28 protein-coding genes and 1 pseudogene are annotated in these 23,062 nt (G+C 66.4%); 7 read left to right on the top strand and 22 right to left on the bottom strand.

What is annotated here, in order from left to right; all coding sequences use genetic code 11:
* Positions 1-76: 76 nt before the first annotated feature.
* Positions 77-307, top strand: a pseudogene (locus ACYQ8K_RS21715) (HNH endonuclease signature motif containing protein); the annotation flags it as partial.
* 60 nt (positions 308-367) lie between these two features.
* On the opposite strand, the gene ACYQ8K_RS21710 reads toward ACYQ8K_RS21715, so the two are convergent.
* The 9 genes from ACYQ8K_RS21710 to ACYQ8K_RS21670 form a co-directional block, all read right to left on the bottom strand.
* Positions 368-1,306, bottom strand: coding sequence for an urease accessory protein UreD (locus tag ACYQ8K_RS21710; protein WP_459972255.1), 939 nt, complete (start codon positions 1,304-1,306; stop codon positions 368-370).
* Positions 1,303-1,923 (bottom strand): urease accessory protein UreG, encoded by a 621-nt coding sequence (ureG, locus tag ACYQ8K_RS21705; RefSeq protein WP_459972253.1) that lies wholly within the window; start codon positions 1,921-1,923, stop codon positions 1,303-1,305. Before ureG ends, ACYQ8K_RS21710 begins: the two co-directional genes overlap by 4 nt.
* Positions 1,924-1,937: 14 nt before the next feature.
* On the bottom strand, positions 1,938-2,630 hold the full coding sequence (locus tag ACYQ8K_RS21700) for an urease accessory protein UreF (RefSeq protein ID WP_459972251.1): 693 nt from the start codon (positions 2,628-2,630) through the stop codon (positions 1,938-1,940).
* An 81-nt stretch (positions 2,631-2,711) separates the two neighbouring features.
* Positions 2,712-4,451, bottom strand: a complete 1,740-nt coding sequence (gene ureC / locus ACYQ8K_RS21695; RefSeq protein ID WP_459972249.1) for an urease subunit alpha — start codon at positions 4,449-4,451, stop codon at positions 2,712-2,714.
* Complete coding sequence (locus tag ACYQ8K_RS21690) at positions 4,448-4,867, bottom strand: urease subunit beta (RefSeq protein WP_459972247.1); 420 nt, start codon at positions 4,865-4,867, stop codon at positions 4,448-4,450. The genes ureC and ACYQ8K_RS21690 overlap by 4 nt, the downstream gene beginning before the upstream one ends.
* A 33-nt stretch (positions 4,868-4,900) precedes the next feature.
* Positions 4,901-5,668, bottom strand: a complete 768-nt coding sequence (locus tag ACYQ8K_RS21685; protein WP_459972246.1) for a sirohydrochlorin chelatase — start codon at positions 5,666-5,668, stop codon at positions 4,901-4,903.
* A 3-nt stretch (positions 5,669-5,671) separates the two neighbouring features.
* Positions 5,672-5,977 carry an urease subunit gamma gene (locus ACYQ8K_RS21680; RefSeq protein ID WP_459972244.1) on the bottom strand — a complete coding sequence of 102 codons (306 nt, stop codon included), beginning with the start codon at positions 5,975-5,977 and terminating at the stop codon, positions 5,672-5,674.
* Positions 5,978-6,019: 42 nt separating this feature from the next.
* Positions 6,020-6,973, bottom strand: coding sequence for an urea transporter (locus tag ACYQ8K_RS21675; protein ID WP_459972243.1), 954 nt, complete (start codon positions 6,971-6,973; stop codon positions 6,020-6,022).
* Between the two features lie 210 nt (positions 6,974-7,183).
* Positions 7,184-7,705 (bottom strand): DoxX family protein, encoded by a 522-nt coding sequence (locus ACYQ8K_RS21670; RefSeq protein ID WP_459972241.1) that lies wholly within the window; start codon positions 7,703-7,705, stop codon positions 7,184-7,186.
* A 217-nt stretch (positions 7,706-7,922) separates the two neighbouring features.
* Between ACYQ8K_RS21670 and ACYQ8K_RS21665 the strand changes: the two genes are divergently transcribed.
* Entirely contained in the window at positions 7,923-9,491 is a 1,569-nt protein-coding gene (locus tag ACYQ8K_RS21665) for a pyruvate, phosphate dikinase (RefSeq protein ID WP_459972239.1), read from the top strand.
* Positions 9,488-10,102: a MarR family transcriptional regulator gene (locus ACYQ8K_RS21660; RefSeq protein WP_459972237.1), complete on the top strand. Its 615-nt coding sequence runs from the start codon at positions 9,488-9,490 to the stop codon at positions 10,100-10,102. The genes ACYQ8K_RS21665 and ACYQ8K_RS21660 overlap by 4 nt, the downstream gene beginning before the upstream one ends.
* A 12-nt stretch (positions 10,103-10,114) precedes the next feature.
* On the opposite strand, the gene ACYQ8K_RS21655 is transcribed toward ACYQ8K_RS21660, so the two are convergent.
* From ACYQ8K_RS21655 to ACYQ8K_RS21645, 3 genes are all read right to left on the bottom strand, one after another.
* Positions 10,115-11,356 carry a WS/DGAT domain-containing protein gene (locus tag ACYQ8K_RS21655; RefSeq protein ID WP_459972258.1) on the bottom strand — a complete coding sequence of 414 codons (1,242 nt, stop codon included), beginning with the start codon at positions 11,354-11,356 and terminating at the stop codon, positions 10,115-10,117.
* 16 nt (positions 11,357-11,372) lie between these two features.
* Entirely contained in the window at positions 11,373-12,281 is a 909-nt protein-coding gene (locus ACYQ8K_RS21650; protein ID WP_459972235.1) for an alpha/beta fold hydrolase, read from the bottom strand.
* Between the two features lie 108 nt (positions 12,282-12,389).
* Positions 12,390-12,866, bottom strand: a complete 477-nt coding sequence (locus ACYQ8K_RS21645; RefSeq protein ID WP_459972233.1) for a VOC family protein — start codon at positions 12,864-12,866, stop codon at positions 12,390-12,392.
* A 122-nt stretch (positions 12,867-12,988) separates the two neighbouring features.
* Here ACYQ8K_RS21645 and ACYQ8K_RS21640 point away from each other — a divergent pair, with 122 nt between their 5' ends.
* Positions 12,989-13,852, top strand: a complete 864-nt coding sequence (locus tag ACYQ8K_RS21640) for an alpha/beta fold hydrolase (RefSeq protein WP_459972231.1) — start codon at positions 12,989-12,991, stop codon at positions 13,850-13,852.
* A 124-nt stretch (positions 13,853-13,976) separates the two neighbouring features.
* On the opposite strand, the gene gnd is transcribed toward ACYQ8K_RS21640, so the two are convergent.
* Both gnd and ACYQ8K_RS21630 read right to left on the bottom strand, forming a co-directional pair.
* Entirely contained in the window at positions 13,977-14,999 is a 1,023-nt protein-coding gene (gnd, locus tag ACYQ8K_RS21635) for a phosphogluconate dehydrogenase (NAD(+)-dependent, decarboxylating) (RefSeq protein ID WP_459972229.1), read from the bottom strand.
* A gap of 13 nt (positions 15,000-15,012) precedes the next feature.
* A complete protein-coding gene (locus tag ACYQ8K_RS21630) occupies positions 15,013-16,422 on the bottom strand; it encodes a glucose-6-phosphate dehydrogenase (RefSeq protein WP_459972227.1) in 1,410 nt (469 codons plus the stop codon).
* Between the two features lie 121 nt (positions 16,423-16,543).
* Here ACYQ8K_RS21630 and ACYQ8K_RS21625 point away from each other — a divergent pair, with 121 nt between their 5' ends.
* The gene (locus ACYQ8K_RS21625; protein WP_459972225.1) at positions 16,544-17,377 is read left to right on the top strand and encodes an adenylate/guanylate cyclase domain-containing protein; all 834 of its coding nucleotides are present in this window, start codon (positions 16,544-16,546) and stop codon (positions 17,375-17,377) included.
* On the opposite strand, the gene ACYQ8K_RS21620 is transcribed toward ACYQ8K_RS21625, so the two are convergent.
* The gene (locus ACYQ8K_RS21620; RefSeq protein WP_459972223.1) at positions 17,329-17,538 is read right to left on the bottom strand and encodes a hypothetical protein; all 210 of its coding nucleotides are present in this window, start codon (positions 17,536-17,538) and stop codon (positions 17,329-17,331) included. The genes ACYQ8K_RS21625 and ACYQ8K_RS21620 overlap by 49 nt on opposite strands.
* Before the next feature lie 156 nt (positions 17,539-17,694).
* Here ACYQ8K_RS21620 and ACYQ8K_RS21615 point away from each other — a divergent pair, with 156 nt between their 5' ends.
* A complete protein-coding gene (locus ACYQ8K_RS21615) occupies positions 17,695-18,375 on the top strand; it encodes a guanylate cyclase (protein ID WP_459972221.1) in 681 nt (226 codons plus the stop codon).
* A 7-nt stretch (positions 18,376-18,382) separates the two neighbouring features.
* On the opposite strand, the gene ACYQ8K_RS21610 is transcribed toward ACYQ8K_RS21615, so the two are convergent.
* The 7 genes from ACYQ8K_RS21610 to ACYQ8K_RS21580 all read right to left on the bottom strand — a co-directional run bounded on the left by ACYQ8K_RS21610 (position 18,383) and on the right by ACYQ8K_RS21580 (position 22,241).
* A complete protein-coding gene (locus tag ACYQ8K_RS21610; RefSeq protein WP_459972219.1) occupies positions 18,383-18,706 on the bottom strand; it encodes a putative quinol monooxygenase in 324 nt (107 codons plus the stop codon).
* Positions 18,707-19,076: 370 nt separating this feature from the next.
* A complete protein-coding gene (locus ACYQ8K_RS21605; RefSeq protein ID WP_459972217.1) occupies positions 19,077-19,565 on the bottom strand; it encodes a peptidoglycan endopeptidase in 489 nt (162 codons plus the stop codon).
* A gap of 192 nt (positions 19,566-19,757) precedes the next feature.
* On the bottom strand, positions 19,758-20,117 hold the full coding sequence (locus ACYQ8K_RS21600) for a hypothetical protein (protein ID WP_459972215.1): 360 nt from the start codon (positions 20,115-20,117) through the stop codon (positions 19,758-19,760).
* 83 nt (positions 20,118-20,200) lie between these two features.
* Positions 20,201-20,584 carry a hypothetical protein gene (locus ACYQ8K_RS21595; protein WP_459972213.1) on the bottom strand — a complete coding sequence of 128 codons (384 nt, stop codon included), beginning with the start codon at positions 20,582-20,584 and terminating at the stop codon, positions 20,201-20,203.
* Between the two features lie 122 nt (positions 20,585-20,706).
* Entirely contained in the window at positions 20,707-20,901 is a 195-nt protein-coding gene (locus tag ACYQ8K_RS21590; protein ID WP_459972211.1) for a hypothetical protein, read from the bottom strand.
* A 218-nt stretch (positions 20,902-21,119) separates the two neighbouring features.
* A complete protein-coding gene (locus ACYQ8K_RS21585) occupies positions 21,120-21,518 on the bottom strand; it encodes a VOC family protein (RefSeq protein WP_459972209.1) in 399 nt (132 codons plus the stop codon).
* Positions 21,519-21,860: 342 nt separating this feature from the next.
* Positions 21,861-22,241 (bottom strand): WhiB family transcriptional regulator, encoded by a 381-nt coding sequence (locus ACYQ8K_RS21580; protein WP_459972207.1) that lies wholly within the window; start codon positions 22,239-22,241, stop codon positions 21,861-21,863.
* A 354-nt stretch (positions 22,242-22,595) separates the two neighbouring features.
* Between ACYQ8K_RS21580 and ACYQ8K_RS21575 the strand changes: the two genes are divergently transcribed.
* Positions 22,596-23,060: a hypothetical protein gene (locus ACYQ8K_RS21575; protein WP_459972205.1), complete on the top strand. Its 465-nt coding sequence runs from the start codon at positions 22,596-22,598 to the stop codon at positions 23,058-23,060.
* Positions 23,061-23,062: the final 2 nt, after the last annotated feature.

The following is a 23,062-nucleotide window of genomic DNA, read 5'->3' as shown; positions in this document are numbered from 1 at the left end:
ACCTGGCCCATCATGAGGACCTTTCCGCAACGGCCATACCGCTGCAATCCGGTGTCCGCTAAACCGGGGCAAGCCCAAAGTGCACCACGTCCAAGACTGGGCACACACCCACCGCACCGACATCGACCAACTCACCCTGGCCTGTGGCCCCCACCACCGCCTCCTCGACAAAGGCTGGACCACCCGACAACGCAATAACGGCGACACCCAATGGATCCCGCCCGCACACCTCGACCGCGGCCAACCCCGGACCAACACCTACCACCACCCCGAAAAGCTGTTGGCGGATGACGACGACGGCCCGTAGCTATCCGGCGGGTGCGGCCGGCCGTCGGTTGCTTGCCACCTCAGGGGCTCGAGACGTTGGCTACGTCTTGCGCAACAGCGGAGCCGGGACGCCGATCAACAAGCGCCGCACGGCATCCCATGCATGACGCAGCGTCGCTTGCACAGTAGGCGAATCGGTGCCGAGGATACGCACCCATGCGCCACGATCACCCGGAAGGACGCTGACTCCTGCGGTGGCCGAGTCCGCGACGGCGCCGTGCAGCGTATCGGCGACAACCGCGGCCGGCCGCAGCGGACTGACAACGAAGAGCGTGGCCATAAGCGTGTGCCCACCGAGCATCCCGGGTCCGGTGACCGCAGACTCCTGCGGGGAAAACCTGATCCGGTCGATGGCGATCTCCCCGTCGTCGGGGTCGACGAGTTCCAGATCGGTGGCAAGGACGTCGTATCGGTGGTGTTCGCTGCGCGCCAGACGACCGGCCATCAGCACCTCACCGATAAGCACGGTGGCGGTCCGGTCCACCGTGACCGTCGTGTGCTGATAGAACCGTGCGCCCGGATACGGGATGAGCGCGTCGGGCAGATATTCCAGGTAGGCTCGCGGGCCCGCCCGCAGTCCGACAGTCTGGGTGGCGAAGTCGGCGTCCATGTGGTGCACCTTGGTCGCGGCCTGGGTCGTCAGATGCAGCGCCGTGTCGACTCCGCAGTCCACGTCCAGCCGCAGCCGGTCGGCCTGCACGACGCCGCCGCCGGTAGACATCAGATAGACCACCGGCAAGTCCGGCCGCAACGGGTCGACATAGAGCGGACGCATGATCTGCAGCGGTGACTTCTGATAGCGGCGCACCAACTCGGTGCGCGCGCCCACACGCTCAAATCCGAGCTCGAGCAGCCCCACCTTGCCCGGGCGCCCCACCGACAAAGTGTCCGGGGAACCGGCGAAACCCCGCACCGCCGACGGGATGGTCGCCGGTGCGTAATGAGCCGACGACAACCGTTCCGGCACAACGGCACTCACGCGGGAAGACGCCGATAGCTCTCGATGAAGTCGGCCACGTGGTCGATCCCTTGTCCCTCAAGGCAATTCGTCAATATCACTGGACGGCCCTCACGTACCCGCTCGGCGTCGCTCCTCATCACCGATACGTCCGCACGCACGTATTGCGCGATGTCGACCTTGTTGATCACCAAGAGGTCCGAGTCGGTGATTCCCGGCCCTCGCTTGCGCGGCATCTTCTCACCCTCCGCGGTATCGAGGACAAAGATGAACACATCTGCCAGAAGCGGGCTGAACGTCAAAGTCAGGTTGTCGCCGCCGGATTCGTACAGCAAGGTGTCGATGCCCGGAAAGCGGTCGAGCAGCTCGGCTCCGGCGGCAAGGTTCATCGTCGGGTCATCGCGCACCGCTGTGTGCGGACACGATCCCGTCTCCACGCCCACTACCCGCTCGGGCGCCAGCACCCCCGTCAGCGTTCGCCGGACGTGGTCGGCGTCTTCCTGGGTATAGATGTCGTTGGTGATCACCGCAGGCTGATGTCCGCGTAGGATCAGGCTGGGCACCAACGCCTCGATCAGCGCCGTCTTTCCCGAACCGACCGGGCCGCCGATGCCGACCCGTAATACATTGTGCACCATTGCCTCTCTCATCCTCAGGTGGCAAAAAGCCGAGCGTCTGCTCGTTCGTGGCGTCCCGACATGACGTCGGCGAGCGGCGCGCAGGCGCCGAGCTCGGCGAGTGGGCGACTCAGCGCCTGCCGCGCGACCTCGGCGATCACCGGCACCACATCGCGAAGCAGCCGCTGCGCGCGGATGTGGTCGCTGAGCCGCAGCCGGACGGCCGCGCCGGCAAAGCTGGTCGCAAAGGCGAACAGCTCGCTGGCCACCGCGCTCGCCACCGGCGCGCCCGCGTCAGCGTAGACGACCCCCGCTACCACCGGCTGCGTCACCGGTGCCTTGTGCTCGGCTGCCAGGATGCGAAACCGCTCGACACTGTTGCCTCCGAACGACTCTCGGGCAACATCGAGCAGCTGCCGACCGGTCCGTGTCGACGCCATCCGCATCTCCCGGTTCAGCATCGTCGCATACAACCGGCGGTCCACCGCGACGACCTCGTCCCAATGGCCGCACGAAGCGCCGCGGTGCGCGATGGCCATTGCCGTGGCACCTGACGGGCCCACGGAATTCCGGAGCAGATCCTCCAGCAGCCGCGGCAGCTGCGACGGTTCGATCGCACGAGCCTGCGCGTAACCCTCCAGACCGTGAGACAGCGTGTAAAACCCACTGGGGAACGCCGAATCGGCCAGTTGCAGGCTGGCCAGCAGCGCCGCGAGATCCTCCGTCATGAGCGCCGCTCTCCCCCGCACGCGGGTGGTGCTCCCACCTCAGCGCTGCTTTGTATATCGTCGCCGGCGCGGGTCATGACCTCACGCCAGATAGAACAGTTGGGCCAGCGGAAGCGAGCGCGCCGGTTCGATCGTCGCGACCTCGCCGTCGAGGGTCACCCGGTAGGTGTCGGGATCGACCCTGACTTCTGGAGTGGCACTGTTGCGGACCATGTCCTGCTTGGCGACCGAGCGGCAATGCTGCACCGGCAGCGCCCGGCTGGTCAATCCCAGTTGCTCCGACACCCCGTTTTGGATCGCCTTCTGCGACATGAACGTTACCCGGGTGGCGGCCGCCGCCTTGCCGAACGCACCGAACATCGGGCGGTAATACACCGGCTGCGGTGTGGGCAGCGATGCGTTAGGGTCGCCCATCACCGACCAGTTGACCATGCCACCCTTGATCACCATTGTCGGTTTGGCGGCGAAGGAGTGGATCGGCCACAGCACGATATCGGCCAGTTTCCCCGGCTCGATCGACCCGATGTGGTCGGCAGTACCGCTGGCCAGCGCGGGATTGATCGTCATCTTCGCGACGTAGCGCAACACTCGATAATTGTCGTTGCGTGCCTTGCCGTTCGGGCCGGCATCCTCGGGCAGCGGGCCGCGCTGATCCTTGCAGTGATGCGCGGTCTGAAAAGCCCGGGTCCACGACTCGCCGACCCGTCCCATCGCCTGCGAGTCCGACGCGAAAATCGAGATCACCCCCTCGTCGTGCAGCACCGTTTCCGCGGCGATCGTCTCGGCACGCACGCGAGAGTCGGCGAACGACACATCCTCCGGGATGTTGTGACTGAGGTGATGACAGACCATCACCATGTCGAGCAACTCGTCGACCGAGTTCACCGTATAGGGCAGTGTCGGATTCGTTGATGCCGGCAGGACATTCGGCTCTCCGGCAATCTGCATGATGTCGGGCGCATGACCACCCCCGGCCCCTTCGGTGTGAAAGGTGTGGATGGCCCGGCCGTCGATCGCCGAGAGCGTGTTCTCGTAGAAGCCCGACTCGTTGAGCGTATCGGTGTGAATGGCCACTTGGACGTCGTACTGGTCGGCGACGCGCAGCGCGGTGTCGATCGCCGCCGGGGTGGAGCCCCAGTCCTCATGCACCTTGAGCCCGCAGGCACCGGCCTCGATCTGTTCGGCGAGCGGCTGAGGCAACGAGTTGTTGCCCTTGCCCAGCAGCCCGATGTTGACCGGAAGGTCGTCCACCGCCTGCAGCATCCGCGCAATGTTCCACCGCCCCGGGGTGCAAGTGGTGCCTCTGGTTCCATCGGTGGGGCCGACGCCGCCGCCGATCATGGTGGTGATGCCGTTGGACAATGCCTCGTAAACCTGCTGCGGCGCAATGAAATGGATGTGTGTGTCGACGCCTCCTGCGGTTGCGATGAGGTGTTCGCCGGCGATCACTTCGGTACCCGCCCCGATCACCAGATGCGGATGCACCCCGTCTTGGGTGTGCGGATTGCCCGCCTTGCCGATACCGACGATCAGCCCGTCCTTGATGCCGATGTCGCCCTTGACGACGCCCACCACGGCGTCAAGCACCACGGCGTTGGTGATCACCAGATCCAACGCACCCTGGACCGCATTCGTCGCCGGATCCTGGGCCATGCCGTCGCGGATCGACTTTCCCCCGCCGTACACCGCCTCGTCTCCGTGATAGCCGGAGTTGCAGTCTCTTTCGACCTCGACGACGAGGTTGGTGTCGGCCAACCGAAACCGGTCACCGACCGTCGGTCCGTACAGGTCCGTGTAGGTCTTGCGGGGAAGCGTCGTCATCGGTCCTCACTCTTTGTGCTGGCCGCTTGCGGATCATCGATGTCGTTGGCGCCCTTGAAGTTCAGCGCCTTCGCCCGGCGCATCGAAGCAACTCGGGTGTCAGCCGAGTTCAGCCCACCGTTGACCAGGTTGCTGAAGCCGACCATTCGCCCGTTGCCGCCATACGCACACAGCGTGACCTCACGAGTGTCGCCCGGCTCGAAGCGCACCGCGGTGCCCGAGGCGATATCCAGGTGCATGCCGTATGCCGCGGCGCGGTCGAATTCGAGCGCGCGGTTGGCCTCGAAGAAGTGGTAGTGGGATCCGACTTGGATCGCCCGGTCACCGGTGTTGCTGACCCGGATGGTCGTTCTCTTCCGACCGACATTGATTTCCACCGGATCCTCGCCGTAAATGTATTGTGCGCCTGCTGACATGCCCGCAGTCCTTCCTTCTTCGGTACCCCATCATCAATGGTCGGCGTGGTGGTGCGAGTGTGCGTAGCCATGGCCGTGCTCGGCGTGCAGGCCGGCGCTGATTCCGTCCTCCGCTCTAGCCAGCCGGTCGAGGGCTGCCCTGACGCGCGCCTGCACCACTTGGCAGATCATCGCGGTTCCGAGGAGCGGGCCGGCGTCTTCGACAGCTACCGTGGCGTTGTCGGTTTCGAGCGAGACGGGCCCGAAGCCTGCCGAAATCAACCCCACCCGCTGAGCACCGAGACGGGCCAGCCGCTCGATCCCTGCACTGATATCCGGGTCACCGCCGGCGAAGGCCACCTCGATCAATTGATGGCGCCCGTAGTGCCGTACCAGTCGCGCGATCCGGAACAACTCGGCGTCGTCGAAGGGACCGCCCGGGGGTGCCGTGATCAGGAGGCCGCGTGTCACGCCCGGGGTTTGCTCGAATCGCAATGCGGCCGAGCGCAGCCAAGCGATGAGGTGCTCGGCGGTACCGAACGGTGCAGCGAGGGCGACGCGGTGCGGGTGTCCGGACGCCACTGCCGCCCAGCGCAGCGCTCGGGCTGATTCGGCGACCAGCCGCGGGTCGCGCCCGATGGTCATGGGTACCACGCACACCGTCCGGGGCCCCTGCTCCAGCGCCGTGCTTACCGCCTCGCTTAGCGGTCGTCCCGCCGGCACGCCTTCGGCGAGCGGCATCAGCTCGGGCAGCGCGGCCCCACCCGCGCTCTCGTGACCGCAGGACAGCAGGACCGTCGCGTCGCACCGCGGCGCGTTCACCGGCTACCCACCCACGGGATCATGGCAGGACACCAACTTGGTGCCGTCGACGAAGGTCGCCTCTACCTGCACCAGGGCGGCCATCTCACGGACCCCGGGCATCACGTCGTCGGGTCGCACCACATGTTTGGCGAGTTCCATCGACTCGGCGACAGTGCGGCCGTCGCGTGCAGCCTCGACGATCGCCTCGCTGATCAAGGCGACCGCCTCGCTGTAATTCAGCTTCACGCCTCGCTCACGCCGTCGACGCGCCAGATCCGCCACAACATGAATGAACAACTTGTCCATCTCGCGGGGGCTGAGGTTCATGCGCACTCGCTCCTAATCATCGGGCGTCATCATCGGGCGTCATCATCGGCCGTCATCATCCGGCATCGTTGGGGGTTGGTCGGGCACGGTCCGCTGCAGCCGCGGCAGCGACGGCACGGCCAGCAACAAAACCAGCGTGGTCACACAGAAGGGCCAGGTCAGCGTGTGACCGCCGAATGGCGCGAAGATATCGGAGAGCGCGCCCGCGACCATCGTGGAAAGCGCGGCGCCGAACATCGCATACGCGAGGCCCCATGCGGTCAGGCTCAGCAGGGCACCCCCGAGGGCGAGCGCGACCAGCACGGAGTTGTAGCCGACGAGTCCGCTTCGCACCTCTTCAGCAGGTGACCCGAGCAGCCACGCGGTTGCAATCCCGACAATGCTGCCGAGCGATGCCACCAGCCCCGCCTTTCGGCTGGCGACGAAAATGCCGATGAGGAACAGCAACCCGACATACCACTGCGGCATCAGGAAGATTTGGGCGATATTGGCGAAAAACGACTTCCACACGTCGCTCCAGTGCAATGCGGTAAGGCCCGTGGCCGGTTGCTCGAACTTCGCCAGGCCCTTGTGGCCGTGCCACAACCGCTCGAACTCGGTGGCACCAAGCGTCATAGCCGTCGCCCCGATGCAGAACGGGAAGGTCAAGGTGGGAATCTGCCAGGTACCGAGCAGAGTGACCAGCGCGGCGGTGACGATGCTGACTGCGACGGCTCCGGCCGCGGCAAGCAGCCACGTGGACGCGAACTGCGGCCCGAGAAATACCACTGCGGCGACCCCTACCAGGCAGCCGTTGAACCCCTCGAGTCCCGTCACGATCCTGTGGCCGTCGACCTGCAGGACGTGGGCGGTCAGCGTGGAGACCGCGGTGCCCAGTAGCGCGCTGAGCCCGTACTGCCACCCCGCCGTGAACAGCGCGGCGAAAAAGAACGCCCCGCAGAGGGCGCTCGGCATGAAGTCCACTTGGGCAGCGCCGCGAAGGATCGCCGTCGCCATACCGGCCATGCTGCGACCGTTAAGAACTGAGGCCGCGCTGACCGTTTGGCTCATCATGTGCCTTGATCGTCGATCCCGACCGTGGAGACGGACAACCCACGGCTTGCTCCGAGTCATCGGTGTCGCGGCGATGTGTTCCTGTGAGCGCTTGTGCTGACACTGAAAACCCTTTTGGCCGAGCGCCGTTCGTCAGGTGTTAACCTCCGCCGACTACTGGGCTTGCTTGACCGGCGGCCGGTAGAAGATTAGCAACTGGCCGATGGCTCCTGCCAGGCCCAACCCCGCCGAGATCACCAGGCCCTGCCAGCCGTCCATCCAGTTTTTCCCGAAGACCAGGTAGTCCAGGCTGTACTTTCCCGCGCCCAGCGTGGCCACGCCCACGGCGCTCAGCGCCAACACCAGGTTGTACTCCCAGCCCTCCTTGACGATGAAGAAGCCGTTGGCGCGGTGCACCGTCCAGGCCGCGACCAGCATCAGCGAGACGAAACCCGCCGCCGGGATCGGGGTGAGAAATCCGGCGGCCAGGCCCAAACCGGCGGCCATTTCCGTGGTCGCGGCCACGGTGGCGTGGAACTTGCCCGGCTTCATGCCGATGCTCTCGAACCAGCGCGCGGTGCCCGGGATGCGGCCACCGCCGAAGAACTTGTTGTAACCATGCGCGGCCAGCGTCACGCCCAACACCAGCCGCAGGATCAGTAATCCGACGTCATGGAACGTGTCATATGAAGTCATAACTGTAAACCTAGATCATGTGCCGGGTGGCACCACAAGAGCCGGCGAGCAGCTACGTCGCTTAATCCGCTGGTCCGTGTGGGAACATAGCGGGCGTTCCGACGTCGGCCCAATCAGTAGCCACACACCAAGGGGGTGCACCACGGCTGGCACCGCACGAGGCGGGGCCCACCGCAATGCGTCAAGCGGCCGTGGGTCTGCGCCTACCGAGCACTCCGTGGTGTTGCTGGACGGCACATCGAGCCACCCGCGGGAGCTGCTGGGCAACAAGGGCCACGGCATCGAGGCGATGCGCCGGCACAACCTGCCGGTGCCGCCGGCATTCTGCATCACCACCGCGGTGGGCCTGCGGTATCTGGCCGATCCCGCGGCGACCATGGACGCCGTCTGGGACGACGTGCTCAACCGGATGCGCTGGCTGGAGGCGCAGACCTCGCGCACGTTCGGCCGGGGCCCGCATCCCCTGTTGGTCAGCGTGCGTTCCGGAGCCACCCAGTCCATGCCGGGCATGATGGACACCATCCTGGACCTCGGCATCAACGACGACGTCGAGCAGGCGCTGGCCGCGGCGGGTGACCAAGCCTTCGCCCGCGACACCCGCCGGCGGTTCTCGGACATGTACCGGCGCATCGTCGGCGTCACCGAGCACGAATCGGTGCCCTCCGACCCGTACGCGCAGCTGCGCGCCGGCATCGAGGCGGTATTCGCCTCGTGGAATTCACCGCGCGCGGTCGCCTACCGCGCCCACTACGGAATCGACGATCAGCACGGCACCGCCGTGGTCGTGCAGGCGATGGTGTTCGGCAACCACGGTCCCGATTCCGGTGCCGGGGCCTTCTTTTCCCGCAACCCGATCACCGGTGACAACGAACCGTTCGGCGAATGGCTGCCCGGCGGCCAGGGCGACGACGTGGTGTCGGGATCGGTCGACGTCGAACCGATCGTCGCGCTGCGTGACGAACAGCCGGCCGTCTACGACCAGCTGCTCGGGGCCGCCCGCACCCTGGAACGGCTGGACTCCGACATCCAGGAGATCGAGTTCACCGTCGAGGGCGGCACGCTGTGGCTGCTGCAGACGCGAGGGGCCGAACGGTCGGCGCAGGCGGCGGTGCGCACGGCGCTGCAACTGCGGCACGAGGGACTCATCGATGACGCGGAGACGCTGCGGCGGGTGACCCCGGCGCACGTCCAGACTCTGCTGCAACCGGCGTTGCAGCCCGAAATACGTTTGGCGGCACCGCTATTAGCCAAGGGACTACCGGCGTGCCCGGGCGTGGCGTCGGGCAGGGCGTACACCGACGTGGACGAGGCGCTGCGCGCCGTCGATCGCGGCGAGCGGGTGATCCTGGTGCGCGATCACACCCGGCCCGAAGATGTGTCGGGCATGCTGGCCGCCCAGGGCATCGTCACCGAGGTCGGCGGTGCCTCCAGCCATGCGGCGGTGGTCAGCCGCGAACTGGGCCGGGTGGCGGTGGTGGGCTGCGGCCGCGGGGTCGCGGCCGCGCTGGCGGGCAAACACATCACCGTCGACGGCACCGAAGGCGAAGTGCGCGAAGGCAATCTCAGCCTGTCCGCCTGGTCAGAAGACGACACGCCGGAACTGCGCGAACTGGCCGGCATCGCGCGGCGGGTCAGCCCGCTGCGTGCCCACGCCGCGGGAGACCACGTGCGACTGGACGACAGCTCCGAGGCCGGCGTGCGCGCCGCGCTGAACAGCGGGCACGCCGACGTGGTGTCGCCGACGCCGTTGATCGTGATGCTGACCGCGCTGCGCCTGGTGTCATGACTGAATTGGCGGTGCTGCAAGGGGTTCGGCTCAAGGGCCGGGTGAGTCCCGCCGACCTGGCCGCGACGCTGGGTGCCGACCTTGCCGACATCACCCCCGTCGTCGAACGGCTGACCGCGGCGGGACTGCTGACCGAAGGCCCGACGTTGCGGATCACCCTCAGCGGGACGGACAGGCTCACGGAGCTGCTCGCCGAGGAGCGCAAGGGTATCGATCCCACAGCGATGGCCGCGGTCTACGACGACTTCCGCGCCGTCAACGCCGGCTTCAAGCGGCTGGTGACGGACTGGCAACTCAAGGGCGGACCGGACGGCGTTCCCAACGCCCACGACGACGCCGACTACGACGCCGCGGTGCTGGCCCGCCTCGACGGCGTGCACGCCCGCGCGATGCCGATCATCGAGGCGGCCGCGGCGCAACTCCCACGGCTGGGCGCCTACGCGACCAAACTTGTTGCGGCACTGGACAAAGTCAAGGCCGGGGACACCACCTGGCTGTCCCGGCCATTGATCGACTCCTACCACACGGTGTGGTTCGAGCTGCACGAAGAGCTGATCGTCGCCGCCGGTATGACCCGCGAAGAGGCGGCCAGATCCGGTGACGCGCAATAGGATCCGCAGTAGCTAGAGCGCCGCGTCGAGCAGCGCCAGGTAGGCGTCGACGTCGGGCACGGCCGAGGCCGCCGCGTGCACGCTGATCGCGATGGTGTCGCCGATGCCGTGCACCCCGTGCGTCAGCCCTATCATCGGCGACAGCGCCGGATATCCCGACGTCAGCACCACCGGCGCGCCGCCGAAGTTCAGATCGGCGGCCCCACGGTTCACGCTGGACACCACGGTGTTGCCGGACACCTGCGTCGCGCGCTGTCGGACATCGAATTGCCCGATGCCCCAACGCAGCAAGCCGGCCGGCACCGCCGCGAACGCGCGGTCGGCGGCCCGGGTGGCCGGGTGCTCGAAGCGGCGCCGGCCGTTTGCGAGGTCGGCCGCGATCCGCTCGGCGCGGGCGTGCGGCCCGAGCTGCGGGTAGAGCCCCACCACGATGTTGCCGAAGTGGTTGTGCGCCCGCGCCGCACCGGGCTTGGCCATCGGAACCTCGGCGCCCAACGAATCGCATTGCCCGTCAAGCAGATCGGACAGCGCCTGCGACACCGCACCCAGCACGCCGACGGTGATCGTGGGCCCGGGCAGCTGCGAACGGTGCCGCACCAACGTCCGCACCGCGCGGACACCCTCGGGACGGGCATTCGTCGGCAACAGCGGACGCGAGCCGGCGCCGGGAGCCAGCAGCCCCGCGCGGATGTCACGCTCGAGCCGGCGATGGGCGCGCGCCGCCTGGACGGCCCGCCAGGGCAGAAAGCCCGGCCGCGGCCTGGGCACCTCGGGCACCGGGTCGGGCCGGCCGAACAGCCACGCCGCCATCGCCGCGGAGCGGCCGCCGTCGGCCAGCGCGTGGGCGACCTGCAACACCGCGACGGCGCCCGGCCCGGTGACGCCGGGAATGCCGCGCACCGGGGTGTAGACGTGCAGCCGCCAGGCCATCCGGCGAACGTCCAGCTGGTCATCGGCGAGGCCGGCGACGGCCGCCAGCATGCCATCCCAGCTCTGCTCGGCGAGGTCGTGGCGCACCACCTGTTCGGCCGTGACGGCCCCCGGTACCCACCGGGGGTAGCGCCATCGGCCTCGGTCCTCCACCCGCATGGTCAGCGCCGGCTCGGCGTTGGCCCGCAAGCAGAGCTGCTCGACGGCACGCGCGTAGTCGGCGGGCTCACCGTCGAACGCGTAGAGCAGGAATTCGTCGCTGGGGATCTTGGCCGACATCCAGTAGAACTGCGCGTCGACGGCGGCCATCCGGTGCCCCGACACGGCCCGAGCCATGGTGTCAGCCGGGCGAGCCGATGAACCCGAGCACCAGGTCGGCGACCTTGTCGGGCTGCTCGAGCTGCAGGAAATGGCCGGCGTGTTCGACGATGCCGACCTCGCTGCCCGCGGGCAGCACCTTTTCGGCCCACCGCGCGAAAGCCGGTGTCATGCAACCGTCGTCGCGACCGTGCAGGTACAGGCACGGCAGCACGGGTTCTTCGGTCCACAACTGGTTCAAGGCGGCATATTGCGCCGACGGCCGGGTGTTGCGGATGGTGGCGCGATACGGTCCCAGCGCCGCGCGCCAGCTTTCCGGGGCCCCGATCGCGGCGTCGACGTGACGCAGGTCCTCGTCCGCGCGATAACCGGGCGACCACCGCCGCCACAGCAGGGGCAACACCCAGGACGCGGAACGTTCTGGCAGCCAAGGCAATTGGAAGTACATGATGTACCAGCTGCGGAACACCTGGCGCGCCAGATGCGCGGCCAGCCGACCCCGCTCGCCCGCGCCACCGCCGCGCCGCCGGAACGCCGCCGACGGCGGCACCGACATGATCACCGCCTTGGTGAACGGGCTGTCGGGCATGGCGGCCAGGCCGGTACCGGCGATCGCGCCCCAGTCGTGGCCGATAACCACGTCGTTCTCGGTGCCGCCCGCGGCGGAGCGCACCCGCAGGGCGTCGTCCATCAGCGCGCCCACCTGATAGCTGCCGTCGACGGGGATCGACGACGGCGCGTATCCGCGCATGAAGGGCGCGATCACCCGCCATCCCGCCCCGGCGAGCCGGGGCGCGATCTTGCGCCAGCCGTAGGGGGTGTCGGGGAAGCCGTGCAGGCACAGCGCGATGGGACCGTCTTCTGGCCCCCAGGTGAGGGCCTTGAGGTCCCCCGCAGGGCCGGTCACGTCGATCCAGCCTGGTTCAGCCATGTCCACTCCCTGCTCGACGTCTCCGCAGGGATCAACCTAACCTGTGCGGCCGCACGACGCACCGACCCTGGTCGATAGCGGGTCAAACCGCCGCTGCACCAGGGCCTTTCACCGTTGCAGCGCGGCGGCCCGCTCCAGCTCGGCGATGATGATCTTGCGCATGCCGTACATCGCGTTGGTGGCCGCCGCCGCCCGCGAGCGGTCCGGGTCGCCGATCAGTTCGTAGAGCCGGTCCGGCACGATTTGCCAGCTCAACCCGAAACGGTCTTTGAGCCAGCCGCATTGCGATTCCTCGCCGCCGTCGCTCAGCCGGTCCCAGTAGTAGTCCACCTCGTCCTGGTCCTTGCAGTGGATCGTGAACGAGACCGCCTCGGAGAAGTGGAAGTGCGGACCGCCGTTGATCCCGATGAACCTGGTGCCGTCCAGCACGAAGCTGCCGGACAGGACGGTGCCGGGCTCGCCCGGTCCGGCCTCGGTGGTCTGGTTGAAGCCCTCGATGTGGGAGTTGGGGAACACCGAGGTATAGAACCTGGCGGCCTCCTCCAGGTTGTCGTCGAACCACAACGACGGGGTGATCGATGGCATGTCCGGGGCCTCCTTGACGGCTCGTTGGTCTGTGCCATTGATAGACCCCGCCGGCGACGAAAACTCACCGCCGCGTCCACCCGCGCAACAGTGCTTAACCGGCCTATGTAACGTCAGGTCGCATGAATACCGTCAGCAGCAGCCCCGAGACGGTTGAGTTTGCCGGCGTCGGCGGGATCACCCTGGTCGCAGACGAGTGGAATCGCGGCTCCGACGGCGCCGGGCGACCGAGCATCCTGATGTTGCACGGTGGCGGCCAAAACCGGTTTTCCTGGAAAAACACCGGCCAGACGCTGGCCGACGAGGGGCTGCACGTGGTGGCGCTGGATTCGCGAGGTCACGGCGACAGCGCACGCTCCCCCGACGCCGACTACGAGATCGAGACGCTCACCGGCGACGTCATGCGGGTGCTGGACGCGATCGGCAGGCCCGTGACGATCATCGGGGCCAGCATGGGCGGGCTGACCGGCATCCTCGCCGCTCACCGGGCCGGTCCTGCGAAGGTCACCCGGTTGGTACTGGTCGACGTAGTCCCCCGATTCGAAAAGGGCGGCAGCGCCCGTATCCGCGACTTCATGTTCAGCGGCCTCGACGGCTTCGACTCGCTGGAGCAGGCCGCCGACGCCGTCGCCGCCTACCTGCCGTACCGGAGTAAGCCGCGCAGCCCCGAGGGCCTGAAGAAGAACCTGCGCCTGCGCGACGGTCGCTGGTACTGGCACTGGGACCCCGCGTTCATGACCAAGCCCGGCGACGATCCCGAACTGCGCACCGAGAGCTTCGAGCAGGCCGCCAAGAACTTGACGATCCCCGTCCTGCTGATCCGCGGCAAGCTGTCCGACGTCGTGAGCCCCGAGGGCGTTCGGCACTTCCTGGCCACTGTGCCGCGCGCCGAGTTCGTCGAGCTGTCCAACGCGGGGCACACCGCGGCCGGCGACGACAACGACGCGTTCAGCGACGCGGTGGTGGCGTTCGTCAACCGCCGTTGATCGATGGCGGCGAGGTTAGTTCGCCCGGCACCGCCGCGCTCGCGATCGCCGCTGATCGATGACGGCGACCCGCTTCGCCCGGCACCGCCGCGCTCGCGATCGCCGTTGATCGATGGCGGCGAGGTTAGTTCGCCGGCTTCTCCGCGTGCCCGCCGAATTGCTTACGCATCGCCGAGAGCGCCTTATTGGCGAAGTCGTCGAGCTGACGCGAGGCGAAGCGCGACTGCAACGCGGTCGTCAGCACCGGCGAGGGCACGCCCTCGTCGATCGCCGCGATCGAAGTCCAGCGGCCCTCCCCGGAGTCGGAGACCCGGCCGGAGAACTCCTTCAGCTCCGGCGACTCGTGCAGCGCGATCGCCGTCAGGTCCAGTAGCCACGAGCCGATGACACTGCCGCGCCGCCACACCTCGGCCACCTCGGGGATGTCGAAGTCGTACTGATAGAACTCCGGGTTCGACAGCGGCGCCGTCTCGGCGTCACCCTCCTGTACGTGCTTGCCGATGTCGGCGTTGCGCAAGATGTTCAGCCCCTCGGCGAGCGAGGCCATCATGCCGTACTCGATGCCGTTGTGCACCATCTTCACGAAGTGCCCGGCACCCGCAGGCCCGCAGTGCAGGTATCCCTTCTCCGCCTGCCCGACCTCGCCGTCCCGGCCCGGTGTGCGCGGCGCGGCGTCGACGCCCGGTGCGACGGTGGCGAAGATGGGCTCGGCCTGCGAGAAGGCCTCATCATCGCCGCCGACCATCAGACAGTAGCCGCGTTCGCGGCCCCACACGCCGCCGCTGGTCCCGCAGTCCAGGAAGTGAATTCCCTTCTCCGACAGCGTTTTTGCGTGACTAATGTCGTCGCGGTAGTAGGAGTTGCCGCCGTCGATGACGATGTCTCCGGAGTCGAGCGTCTTGGCCAGCTCGTCAATAACACCCGTGGTGATCGTCCCGGCCGGGACCATGACCCAGACCAGCCGCGGGGTCGTCAACTTCTCGGCGAGCTCCTGCAGCGAAGACACCCCGGTGGTTCTGTCCTCCCCCGCCATCGCCTTGACCGCGTCGGGATTGTGGTCGTAGACCACGCACTCGTGTCCGTCCGCGACCACGCGGCGGACGATGTTCGCGCCCATCCGGCCGAGGCCGATCATCCCTAGCTGCATCGTGTCCGTCTCCTTACTGTTGGGCGGGCTTGCTACGCGGCAGCCACGGCTCGTGCCAGCTGTGGTGGCCCCGCAGCAGCGACTGTGCGGCCTCGGGCCCCCACGAGCCCTCGTCGTAATGGTGAATGCGGCCCGGTTTGTCCAGCACGGGCTGCACGATTCGCCAGGTCTCTTCGATGGCGTCTTCGCGAGCGAACAACTGGCGATCGCCGTTGAACGCGGCGTAGAGCAACCGCTCGTAGGGCCGCACCGGTTCGCCGAGATCCTCGGCGAACGACGAGTCCAGGTGAACGTCGTGCCACGAATCGCCGGCCTGGGCGGACAATTGCAGCCGCATCCCGGGGTCGGGGTCGATGCGCAGCACGATCTGGTTGCACTCGGGCGGCCGGCGGTTGGGCAGGAACGAAAACCCCGGGACGTGGTGCAGGAACATCCGCACCTCGGTCACCTTCTCCGGCAACGCTTTTCCGGCGCGCAGGAAGATCGGCACCCCGGCCCAGCGCCAATTGTCGATCTCGGTGCGCAGCGCGATGTAGGTCTCGGTGGTGGAATCCTTTGCCACACCTGCGACGTCGGTGTAGCCGCGGTACTGGCCGCGGACGCAACGCTCCGGTTCCAGCGCCGGCATGGCCCGGAATACTTCGGCCTTCTTGTCGTTCAGGTCGTCGGCGCCCGCCCCCACAGGGGGTTCCATCGCGACCAGGGCTAGCACCTGCAGCAGGTGGTTTTGCACGACGTCGCGCAGCGCGCCCACCGCGTCGTAGAACTTGCCGCGGTCCTCGATGCCGAAGTCCTCGGCCATGGTGATGTGGATCTCGGAGATGCTGTCGCGGTCCCACAGCTTGGCCAGCGCTCGGTTGGCGAACCGCAGGTACTGCAGTTCTTCGACCGGCTGCTTGCCCAAAAAGTGGTCCACACGCAGGATTTGGTCTTCGTCGAGCACCGCGCGCAGCCGCTCGTTGAGATCACGCGCCGACTCCAGGTCGTGGCCGAACGGCTTTTCCACCGCTACCCTGGCCCGCTCCAGCAGGTCGGCCTTCGCCAGGTTCTCCACGATCGGCGCAAACAAGGACGGCGGCATTTCGAGGTAGTAGAGCGGATGGGAGTCCGAGGGGATGTTGTTGGCGAGCTGCGTGTAGAGATTGGCGTCGGTGACGTCGCCGTGCAGATAGGACAGCCGGTCTGCCAGCCGGTCGAACACGGCCTCGTCGAACGCCTCGCCCGACGCCTTGATCGCGTCGCGCGCCCGATCCCGAAGCTGCTCGATGGTGATGTCGTCACTGGCCACACTCACGATCGGGTGGTTCAGCATGTCGCGACGCTCGAGCCGGTACAACGCCCGGAAAGTCATCTTGCGCGCCAAATCACCGGTGATTCCGAAGATCACCAGCAGGTCAGATGGGTTAGTGTCGTCCTCGGCCAAAACCGCTCCTCCCGAAAGTCACCCGATCGGCTCCCTTGAGATCACTACCCGCGGCTGGCGGAATCAACACTAGACACTGCAGATAGGGCCGACAACCTGTGTGGCCCGCGGCCTTGAAAGGATGACCGCCATGGCTGACGCGCTGCACGTCACGGTCTACCTCCTGGCCGGGATCGCCGCGATCGAGGGTGTCGCGCTGATCGTGCTGTGGCGATTGCTGGTGCGCAGTCAGCTGGAGCTCGAAGAGTTGCGCCAGCGGACCGACGCTCGCAATCAGCTGCTGTCCGGCGGTCGCGAGGCTGTTAAAAGGGTGTGGAACACCGCGAACCTGATGCGCAAAGAGGGTTTCGGCGCGGCGGTGCGCAGCAGCATCGAGGACCTCGCGGACTGGGCCGAAGTCGAGCGACCCGACCTTGCGCGCGTCACCCCGGACGGCCGGGTGGTGATCTTGTTCTCCGACATCGAGGAATCGACCGCGCTCAACGAGCGGATCGGCGACCGGGCGTGGGTCAAGCTGATCAGCTCGCACGACAAGCTGGTCTCGGATCTGGTGCAGCGACGGTCCGGTCATGTGGTGAAGAGCCAGGGCGACGGATTCATGATCGCATTCGCTCGCGCCGACCAGGCGGTCCGGTGCGGGATGGACCTGCAACGCGCGTTGCGCCGGGAGGCAAACCGCAAGCGGCGCGAGGAGATTCGCGTCCGGATCGGCATCCACATGGGCCGTTCCGTGCGTCGCGGCGATGACCTGTTCGGCCGCAACGTCGCTATGGCGGCACGCGTCGCCGCGCAAGCGGCCGGTGGTCAGATTCTGGTCAGTCAGCCGGTGCGAGACGCGCTTTCCGATTCCGACGGCATCCGGTTCGACGACGGCCGCAATGTGGAGCTGAAGGGTTTTTCGGGCACCTATCGCTTATTCGCCGTCGAGCCTCCGTCCGACTCCGAGCCGGACTGACCGCCGTCGCGGTTGTATTCGGCCAACCGCCGATGCAGACGGTCACGGACCTCGTCAGCGGTGTACGCGCGCCGCTTGCGTTGGTCGCGGACGACCAGCGCGCCCCCGGCGACGACACCGGCGGCACCGGCCAATCCCAGCCACTTCCACACATTGCGCATGGCTCCAGGCTATGCGCAGCCGGGTCGTTGTGGCCCGGTTGTGATTGACTTGTGTGCCCGCAAACGTTCGGCAACGCATCGCGTGTGCCGCACCGGCGGGCTCACATTGGCGACGACGGCCGCGAAAGTCGCGGCGGCGGATGGGCTTACACGAAGATGCTCACTTTGAACCAAGCGCTCGAACAGACCCGCACCGGCGACCTCTGGCTGTTCCGCGGCGGTTCGGGACCCGACCGTGCCATTCAGACGCTGACTAACAGCCCGGTGAACCACGTCGGGATGACGGTGGCCATCGACGACCTGCCGCCATTGATCTGGCACGCCGAACTCGGTGACAAGCTCGTCGACCTGTGGACCGGGACGAATCACCGTGGCGTGCAACTCAACGACCTTGCGGAGTCGGTTTTGCAGTGGTCGCAGCGGTATCACCAGCGGTGCTGGCTCCGCCAGTTGACCCCGCCGGCCAACCGGGAACAAGAGAACACGCTGCTGCGCGTGATTGCCCGGATGGACGGCACCGCCTTTCCCACCACCATGCGCCTGACCGGTCGGTGGCTGCGCGGTCGGCTGCCGAATGCCTACGACTGGGCGCGTGGAATCCCGTTCGTGGACAAGAAGGTTCGCGAATCGACGCAACGGCGCAAGGAACGCCAGAAGCTCGGCCTGGAGGTGGCCTACTGCGCGGAAACGGTGGCCATCACCTACGAGGAGATGGGGTTGCTCACCACGGAGAAGTACTCGAACTACTTCGACCCCGGCTCGTTCTGGAGCGGCGACAAGCTTCCGCTCACACCGGGTTACGCCCTGGGCGACGAAATCGAGGTCGCGGTCGGCTAGTCGGGGATCACCCGACCGCCATCTCACCCATCTCCGACCATCCCGTGGCGTCGATGGTCTGGTTGATGATCTTGGGCGTGGACTTCAGTGCCTGCGGCGCCTCTTGGATGAAGCGCTTGAAGTGATCGCTGTTGACGTGGATGCCGCCCGCCTCATCGTCGCGGAACGCCTCCACCAAGACGTACTGCGCCGGGTCGTCCAGGCTGCGCGACCACTCGAACCACAGATTGCCTTCTTCGGCCCGAGTCGCCGCGGTGAACGATGCGACGAGTTCCGGCCAGCGGTCGGTCCATTCGGGTTTGGTCTGGAACTTGACGACGATGAAGATCATTGCGGCCCGCCTCGGTTCGCTGTTCCTATGCCCGCCCGGTCTCCGCGGGCAGCGCCAGCCTATCCGCCCGCGGGTGACGCTACGGCGGCGTCCGCGGCCGAACGCCCGACGTAGTTTGCCTCGGTAATGGTTAGAGCAAAGTGTGCTCATGCGTCACAGGTGACACATGAGCACACTTTGGCCGCGGACTGCACTCTTACCAGCAGTGGCGTAGCTCACAAACCGGCCGTGGCCGGTGTCATTTCACTATTCCGCACAGTGGCAGAATTGCATGCACGCACCGCACCGGAAAAGCCGATTTTTTATGCCCGGCATTCCAGCGTTCTATTTGTTATTGATTCGCAATTCCTGCGTGGCCCGATAAAGGCGATCAGGGACCCGGCGGAGGCGGAATGGGCGCCGGAGCGTCGATCAGAACAGCTGGCGGCGGCGGGGCGTCCGGAGGCGGAGGCGGGGCGAACAGCGGCGGCGGCGCGCCACCGTCTTCCGGTGGCATCGGGAGGAACATGTGGTGGGTGAATCCGGCCTGGTAGGCACCAGCGCCGCCAAGGTGCACGCCGCCACGCTCACCGCTGGACACGGCCGTTCCATCCGGCAGCGTCACCGCGGTGTGGCCACCGTTCCAGCCGATGACCAAGGCGTTGGGGGCGGTTCCATATTGGAAGCCGCGCGCCAGCAACGCACCCTCTTCGTTTCCGGTGTTGAATCGATTCCCGAAAACGGGCCTGTCGGTCGCTGCATTCGCAATCCACGAAGCAAGTCCCGAACAATCCGTCCCGGCGGGCGAATCACCACCCGGAATATAGGGCGTGCCGGAGACCTGCCCGATCAACGACATCAATGTTGCAATAACGACCATGGGCAGCGAGGCTAGCAATAACATTTATTGGGAACCAAAATTTGTGGCACAGGTCATTCGCCATACGGACAATGACGTGTGCCGCAGCTGAGCAAATTTATTACACATTAGTATATTTTCCGCAGCAAAATGCATGCGCTTCTGGGTTGTCGAGTACCTGGCTGCTTGAGGACGCATCCCAGTTCTTACCGACTAACGGTCATCGCAGCCTCGCTCGCTTTGCGCCGTCTCCCGGTCGACGTCGGCCTGCTCCCGCTTGGCGCGGGCTCGCACGCGCTTGCGCTGTTCGTCTTTGCGCCGCAGTCGTTCGCGTTCGCGCTCCGCCGACGTGCCCTCACGTTCGTCCGCGCGCCGCTCTCGTTCGTCTGCCACCCGCTCGCGCTCGTCCGCTATTCGATCACGCTGGTCGGCGACTCGGTCTCTTCTCCCGGCCTGGAATTCGCGTCGCTTGACGTCAGCCTCACGTTGGACGATTGCCTCTTCGCGCTCATCGAGCTCGCGGGCCCGGCGTTCCAGCTCGGCGGGCGGCTCGACACGATTCTCGGCGGCCACAGCTCACCCTAACGCCGGACGCCCGGCCATTCGACCCGGCAGGGCCCGGCTCGTCCGGGCCAATGCCTCGTTGGCGGGCCCGATCAGATGGGGGTCCATATTCCGTTGTTCCAGATCCCCCAGTTGCCGGCGCCGGTGGGGTTCCACATCATTTGCGCCCCGGGCGCCCAGGCCGGTTGAGGTGGCTGCGGCGGGGCCCACGCCGGCGGCGGTCCCCAGGGCCCCCATCCCGCCGGGCCGGTCGGGCCGCCCGGGTGCTGCCAGTCGTGGCAGTGATTCCAGTCCCAGTCCGCCACGTTGCCCCAAGCCGGGTTCCAGGGATCGCCCGGGCACCAATGGCCGACGGGTGCCGGGGGCGGGCCCGCCTCCGCGACGGCGCCACCGGCCAGACTCAGAGCGGACAGCGCCACGGCGCCGCCCACCACCACGCTCGCAGACCGCCGTACCACCCGCTTTACCGTTGCCATCTCCTAAGGATTTCCCTCGACAGGGATCCGGGCAAGTAGTAATTCGCACTCGCCTTGATCCCGGGGCCGCGGTTCAAAGGACGACGGCGAGCGGCGTCGGCGGCCTGACTTCAGGCCCGAAACTACTGCTGCCCTTCGAGTAGATGGGAGTAGGGGTCACTGTCGGAGCCGACGGTCTCGGGCATTGGAAAGTAGGTTTTGATAAGCAGATTTCCGTCGTCATCCCACGCGAAAGTCTCGATGCTGTAAGCCATTTGAACAATCGGCTCGTTGCCGAACGGATTCTCACAGACCCAGGCCATCTCGTTGGCATTCACTTATACCGTGATCATCTTGATCTTGAGGGATGGACTGGAACATGTCGAACGCGTCAGAAGTGGCGGTATCGAAGCCGCGCTTCTCCGCGGTACCGACCGGATCGAACATGCGTACCTCGCCCGGACAGATCGTGCGCCAAGACGCTACCCATCTGAATGGTCCTCATTCTGAAGTGTTGGCTTGCCCTGCATCGTTTCGAGAAGCACGGTGCCGACGCTCACACCCCGAACTTTGCCCGCGCCTGCTCCGTCACCGGAGTGAACAGGTTGACCAGGTTTCCGTCCGGATCCCGGAACAGCAGTGCACGGTTTCCCCAAGGCATCGTGGTAGGCGTGGTCACGACCTCGGCCACGTGCTGGCGAAGCCGCTCGTACTCCGCGTCCACGTCCTCGACGAGGAACTCCAAAATCGCGCTGCGGTTGGCCCCTGGCTCGGCAGATCCCTCTCCGAACAGTGGGACGGTCTTGTCGCTGCCTATGGCCAGCGTGCCGATCGGCGTCGGGATCTCGGCGAACAGCTCGTTGCCCCAGATCGCCGAGACCCCGGTGACCAGCTGGTAGAAGTCGACGAGCCGGCTCACGTCGGCCGTGATGATTCGGGTCGAGATGAACTTCATGCGGTTCCCTCCAGGTCTCACGGTGCGTATCCGAGGACCGAACACTAAACGCCGCCTCCGACAACTCCCCCCGGCCCTAAGGGTTCTCCTCGCCTGCAACGCGGCGCCAGGAACCGTCTTTTCGGCGGGTCCGGGCGACCCTCCTGCGCGAAGGCACGAACCAAAGTTGGTCAGGCGTAGGGGCTTTCGGAATCCACAGCATTTTTCAATGAATTCCGTTGATCGGGTCGTCAAAGAACACCGCGTGGGGCACTCCAACTACGGGCGTATGTCCGCCGCCTCACAACGAATCCGGTACCGGCAGAGTGCCGGCATTCACGCCGCGAGTTGAGCCGCAAAAACTTAGCCGCGTACCTTCAGCGGTGCCCCTGGCCGCTGACCGGCGGAGGCCGCGTTGCGCTTGTCGAAAAACTCCGTCCACGAGGCGACCTGGGGATTTTGCTTAAGCAGAGCCCTGCGCTGGCGCTCGGTCATGCCGCCCCAGACACCGAACTCGACCCTATTGTCGAGCGCCTCCGCTCCGCACTCTCTCATCACAGGGCAGCGACGGCAGATGACCGTGGCCTCACGTTGTTTGGCACCGCGCACAAAAAGGGCGTCCGGATCTGTTCCACGACAAAGCGCTTTCGAGACCCAAGCGCGGTCGTTCTCGACTGTGGCGCCCGGCGTGTTCTCTACGAGCGCAAGGTTTGTGGGCCGCGCGGCCCCTCCAACTCCTGACAACGAGCTATTCCTTCGTCCAGGCCGGCCGCAACGTGTGCGACCGCCTCACACCTGATGCTGGGATGTTTGCCACATCGGCCCGTGCGTGTGACTTGACCCACCGTGCCTAAGTTATGCGAACCGGTATCGATTGCGCAAGCATTTTCTGGCACGGGCGTACCTTTTTTTCCGAGGGTCCGCTTAGACGTTGAACCGGAACCACGTCGCCGTCCCCCGCCACTCTCTCGCTGTCACAGCTTCTTACTCGCAAAGGTGGCTCTGACCGGTTGTTTACCCTGGCTGACGAGTTGCGTGGATTCCCGAGCCGCTAGACTCCGACGCAATCCTAGGGAGCCATAGGAAGCGAGCAATCCAATGTTCGATGATCCGGCACGCCTGGCCAAATTCTTTGCACAAGCCAACGTCGTCGTGCGCCCGCTGCTTCGATCGCCGTTGCACGGGTTGGTGAGCGGTCGATTGATGCTATTGAGCTACACCGGCGGAAAGACCGGAAGGGAGTACAGCTTTGTAACCGGGTACTTCCCGTGGGACGACGGCGACGTCATCGTTTTCAGTTCCGCGAACTGGCCCAAGACAATCGGCAACGCCCGAAACGTGCAGGTGCTCATCAAGGGTCGTTGGTTCAATGCCCAGCCGGTCGCGATCAGAGAACTCGAGCAGAAAGCGAACCTTCTCGGTGAGTTCGCCAAGCGCAACGGACCGCGAGCTGCCAAGGGGTTGATGCTCGGGTTGCCGGGAAACCGCCAGCCTGATCGCCACCAGTTGCTGGACGCCGCGGCCAAGACAACCATCGTCCGTCTCGCCCTTACCGCGAGCTAAAC

It is taken from the genome of Mycobacterium sp. MUNTM1 (assembly GCF_054660795.1).
The sequence above is the reverse complement of the archived record's forward strand: the minus strand, read 5'-3'. Positions and strand labels throughout refer to the sequence as shown.

What these genes read in the sequence shown, in the direction of transcription:
- ureG (WP_459972253.1), bottom strand. Translation starts at nt 1,923, where the DNA reads ATGGTGCACAATGTATTACGGGTCGGCATCGGCGGCCCGGTCGGTTCG.
- ACYQ8K_RS21700 (WP_459972251.1), bottom strand. Translation starts at nt 2,630, where the DNA reads ATGACGGAGGATCTCGCGGCGCTGCTGGCCAGCCTGCAACTGGCCGAT.
- ureC (WP_459972249.1), bottom strand. Translation starts at nt 4,451, where the DNA reads ATGACGACGCTTCCCCGCAAGACCTACACGGACCTGTACGGACCGACG.
- ACYQ8K_RS21690 (WP_459972247.1), bottom strand. Translation starts at nt 4,867, where the DNA reads ATGTCAGCAGGCGCACAATACATTTACGGCGAGGATCCGGTGGAAATC.
- ACYQ8K_RS21680 (WP_459972244.1), bottom strand. Translation starts at nt 5,977, where the DNA reads ATGAACCTCAGCCCCCGCGAGATGGACAAGTTGTTCATTCATGTTGTG.
- ACYQ8K_RS21675 (WP_459972243.1), bottom strand. Translation starts at nt 6,973, where the DNA reads ATGGCGACGGCGATCCTTCGCGGCGCTGCCCAAGTGGACTTCATGCCG.
- ACYQ8K_RS21670 (WP_459972241.1), bottom strand. Translation starts at nt 7,705, where the DNA reads ATGACTTCATATGACACGTTCCATGACGTCGGATTACTGATCCTGCGG.
- ACYQ8K_RS21660 (WP_459972237.1), top strand. Translation starts at nt 9,488, where the DNA reads ATGACTGAATTGGCGGTGCTGCAAGGGGTTCGGCTCAAGGGCCGGGTG.
- ACYQ8K_RS21650 (WP_459972235.1), bottom strand. Translation starts at nt 12,281, where the DNA reads ATGGCTGAACCAGGCTGGATCGACGTGACCGGCCCTGCGGGGGACCTC.
- ACYQ8K_RS21645 (WP_459972233.1), bottom strand. Translation starts at nt 12,866, where the DNA reads ATGCCATCGATCACCCCGTCGTTGTGGTTCGACGACAACCTGGAGGAG.
- ACYQ8K_RS21640 (WP_459972231.1), top strand. Translation starts at nt 12,989, where the DNA reads ATGAATACCGTCAGCAGCAGCCCCGAGACGGTTGAGTTTGCCGGCGTC.
- gnd (WP_459972229.1), bottom strand. Translation starts at nt 14,999, where the DNA reads ATGCAGCTAGGGATGATCGGCCTCGGCCGGATGGGCGCGAACATCGTC.
- ACYQ8K_RS21625 (WP_459972225.1), top strand. Translation starts at nt 16,544, where the DNA reads ATGACCGCCATGGCTGACGCGCTGCACGTCACGGTCTACCTCCTGGCC.
- ACYQ8K_RS21620 (WP_459972223.1), bottom strand. Translation starts at nt 17,538, where the DNA reads ATGCGCAATGTGTGGAAGTGGCTGGGATTGGCCGGTGCCGCCGGTGTC.
- ACYQ8K_RS21615 (WP_459972221.1), top strand. Translation starts at nt 17,695, where the DNA reads ATGCTCACTTTGAACCAAGCGCTCGAACAGACCCGCACCGGCGACCTC.
- ACYQ8K_RS21610 (WP_459972219.1), bottom strand. Translation starts at nt 18,706, where the DNA reads ATGATCTTCATCGTCGTCAAGTTCCAGACCAAACCCGAATGGACCGAC.
- ACYQ8K_RS21605 (WP_459972217.1), bottom strand. Translation starts at nt 19,565, where the DNA reads ATGGTCGTTATTGCAACATTGATGTCGTTGATCGGGCAGGTCTCCGGC.
- ACYQ8K_RS21595 (WP_459972213.1), bottom strand. Translation starts at nt 20,584, where the DNA reads ATGGCAACGGTAAAGCGGGTGGTACGGCGGTCTGCGAGCGTGGTGGTG.
- ACYQ8K_RS21585 (WP_459972209.1), bottom strand. Translation starts at nt 21,518, where the DNA reads ATGAAGTTCATCTCGACCCGAATCATCACGGCCGACGTGAGCCGGCTC.
- ACYQ8K_RS21575 (WP_459972205.1), top strand. Translation starts at nt 22,596, where the DNA reads ATGTTCGATGATCCGGCACGCCTGGCCAAATTCTTTGCACAAGCCAAC.